This window comes from Bradyrhizobium sp. 142, from assembly GCF_023074015.1.
GTDB lineage: Bacteria > Pseudomonadota > Alphaproteobacteria > Rhizobiales > Xanthobacteraceae > Bradyrhizobium.
In genome coordinates, this window is record NZ_JADPKQ010000192.1 from 1 (window position 1) to 566 (window position 566).

The following is a 566-nucleotide window of genomic DNA, read 5'->3' on the forward strand; positions in this document are numbered from 1 at the left end:
CTTGTGAAGGAAGCACCGCTGAGCGACTGCCCTTGCAAGATCGAGAACCATACCTCGACCTGATTGAGCCAGGACGCGCTTGTCGGGGTGAAATGAAATTGCACATTGGGGTGGGCCTTGAGCCAGTGCTCGTTCTTCTTATGGGTGCTGAGATTGTCGAGGACGACGTGAAGCTGGCGGTCCGGAAAAGCCGCGGTGACGCTGTCCATGAAGTCGAGGAACTCGACACGACGCCGGCGTTTTGAATGCGTCGCGATGATCTTTCCGGTGGCAACCTCGAGTGCCGCAAACAGCGTTGTCGTGCCATGCCGCTTGTAGTCGTGGCTCTGACCGGTCAAGGCGCGGCCATTGGGCAACTTCAGATAGCCCTGCGCTCGCTCCAAAGCCTGGATCGAAGGCTTTTCGTCCACGCATAGCACAATGGCCCTCGCGGGCGGGGCGACGTAGAGGCCGACAACATCGGCGGCCTTGGCCGTGAAGTGCGGGTCATTGCTCTCGCACCAGGACTTGCGAACCACAAGGTCGATGTTGTGGTTGCGCAGGAACCGCCAGACATATTGGACGTC

1 protein-coding gene is annotated in these 566 nt (G+C 59.4%); it reads right to left on the reverse strand.

Annotated features, from left to right (window positions below; all coding sequences use genetic code 11):
• The coding region (locus IVA82_RS17285; RefSeq protein ID WP_247493427.1) for an IS630 family transposase at positions 1-566 on the reverse strand (566 nt) is incomplete at both ends.